Annotated in this window: 3 protein-coding genes; all 3 read right to left on the bottom strand. The window is 73.7% G+C overall.

The window, feature by feature from the left end; all coding sequences use genetic code 11:
- On the bottom strand, positions 1–153 hold a 153-nt coding region (locus tag MCBG_RS34975), incomplete at its 3' end, for an SAM-dependent methyltransferase (RefSeq protein WP_369799346.1).
- The gene (locus tag MCBG_RS00690; protein ID WP_051610875.1) at positions 150–1,739 is read right to left on the bottom strand and encodes a precorrin-8X methylmutase; all 1,590 of its coding nucleotides are present in this window, start codon (positions 1,737–1,739) and stop codon (positions 150–152) included. The genes MCBG_RS34975 and MCBG_RS00690, both read right to left, overlap by 4 nt.
- Positions 1,736–2,375: phosphopantetheine-binding protein (locus tag MCBG_RS00685; protein ID WP_043323006.1), on the bottom strand; the 640-nt coding region annotated here is incomplete at its 5' end. The genes MCBG_RS00690 and MCBG_RS00685, both read right to left, overlap by 4 nt.

Raw genomic sequence — 2,375 nt, 5'->3', positions numbered from 1 at the left:
CAGCCCGGCAGCGATGCGGCGCGCGTTGGACTGTTTGCCGACACCCTGGTGGTAGGCGATGACCTGGGCCGCGCCGATCAGCCGGGCGGCTTTGAGCGTGATCAGTTCGGGATCACCCGGGCCGACCCCGACGCCGGACAGCCGCCCGGTCACTCCGCCTCCCGGGCGAGGGCGTTGAGCGCGGAGGCGGCCATCGCCGAGCCGCCCCGGCGCCCGGTCACCACGAGATAGGGCACGTCGAGGCCGGGGGCGTCGGTGGCGAGGTCGATGAGCGCCTGCTTGGACTCGGCGGCGCCGATGAATCCCACCGGCGTACCGATGATCGCAGCTGGTCGTGGCGCGCCGTCGCGCAGCATCTCCAGCAGGTGGAACATGCCCACGTGACGGCGGGCGGTCGCCCCGTCGAACAGATCGGTGCTGTACTCCAGCCGCCCCCAGATCGTGTCGCCGTCCTCGAAGAGGTCAAGCAGCAGGTCGAACTCGGCCTTGCGGGCGTCCAGCGAGACCGGCTCGACCCGCAGCGGCCCGTCGTGCCAGGACGGGAACGGCACGTTCTGGTACGAGAACAGCACCTGGAAGACCGGGGTGCCGGCCGCCGACCGTTCCGGCTGCAACTGCTCGACCAGCCGCTCGAACGGGATGCCCTGGTGGTCGTACGCGGCCAGGCACACCGCGCCGACCCGGCGCAGCAGCTCCCGGAACGACGGCTCGCCGCGCAGGTCGGTACGCAGTGCCACGGTGTTCATGAACAGCCCGATCAGCGGCTCCAGCTCGACCAGGCGCCGGTTGGCCACCGGCGAGCCGACCACCACCTCCTCGTCGCCGGTGAGCCGGTGCAGCAGCACCGCGAAGGCGGCCTGGAGCACCATGAACAGCGTGGCGTTCTCCTGCCGGGACAGCGCCCGCAGCCGGGTCACCACGGCCGGCGGGATCTCCACCGGCACCGAGTCACCCCGGTAGCTCTTCTCCCTCGGCCGGGGCCGGTCACCGACCAGGCCGATCTCCGGTGGCGCGCCGCCGAGCTGGCCCGTCCAGTACGCCAGGTCCGCCGCCCACGCCTGCTGAGCGGCCGGCTCCTGCTGCCAGAGGGCGAAGTCGGCGTACTGCACCGGCAGCTCGGGCAGGCCGTGCGGCCCGCCGGTGAGCAGGGCGCGGTAGCAGTCGATCAGCTCGCGCAGCAGCACCCCCATCGACCAGCGGTCGGACACGAGGTGGTGCAGGTTGAGCAGCACGCCGGTCACCTGCGGGCCGAAGCGGAGCAGCCGGACCCGCACCGGCGAACCGGCGGCCAGGTCGAACGGCCGGCCGATCAGCTCCTCCTCGCGGCGGCGCAGCTCGGCGTCGACCTCCCCGGGCGTCACCCCGGGCACGTCCTCGACCCGCACGTCCGGCGGCAGCTCGGCCCGCACCTGCTGGTACGGCCGTCCGTCCCGCTCGAAGAAGACCGTCCGCAGCGACTCGTGCCGGCGGACCACCTCGGCGCAGGCGCGGGCGAACAGGTCCGCGCGGAAGTCGCCGTGCACCCGCATCGCCGTGGAGATGACGTACGCGGAGGTGTGCGCCGCGAACTGCTCCAGGAACCAGATCCGGCTCTGCGAGAAGGTCAGCGGCACCGGGGCGTCCCGGTCGGCGCGCGGTGGCACGGTCCGCGCCGGGGCGCGGTCGATGCCCTCCTCCTGGAGCAGGTTGCCCAGCAGCGCGAGCCGCTGCGCGGACAGGGCGAACCGCCTGGTGCTCATGCCTGCGTCCTTCCGTCGGCGCGGTCGAGTGCCTGCTGCACCTCGTCGTCGGACAGGTCGCTGAGCCGGATCAGCAGCTCGGCGGTCTTCTCCACGACGGTCCGCTGCGCGGGGTCGGCGGTCAGGGCCCGGGTGAGCCCGGCGACCGTCGGGTCGGTGAAGACCTTGTGCAACGGCACGTCCACGCCGAACGCCTCCCGGACCCGGGCCACCATCCGGGTGCTGAGCAGCGAGTGCCCGCCGAGGGCGAAGAAGTCGTCGCCCACGCCGACCCGGTCGACGCCGAGGGTCTCGGCCCAGATGCCGGCGATCACCTCCTCGACCGGTGTGCGCGGCGCCACGTACGCCGATGTCACCTGCCGCCGGCCCGACTCGGGCGCGGGCAGCGCCTTGCGGTCGACCTTGTTGTTCGGGGTGAGCGGCAGCGCGTCGAGGAAGACGTACGCCGAGGGCGCCATGTAGTCGGGCAACTGCTCGCCGACCGCGGCCTGCAGCCGCGGCAGCAGCCGCCTCGCCCGACGGCCGAGGGCGTCGTTGACGAACGAGTCCCAGCGCGGCTCGGCGGCGGGCGGCCCGGCGAGCCGGGGCAGCGGGCGTCTCCGGCCGGCCGTCGCCGGCCAGCCGGCGCAGCACGAC

It is taken from the genome of Micromonospora sp. M42 (genome assembly GCF_000568915.1).
Taxonomy (GTDB): Bacteria; Actinomycetota; Actinomycetes; order Mycobacteriales; family Micromonosporaceae; genus Micromonospora; species Micromonospora chalcea.
Note: the sequence above shows the minus strand (reverse complement) of the source record. Positions and strands in the feature narration are given on the sequence as shown.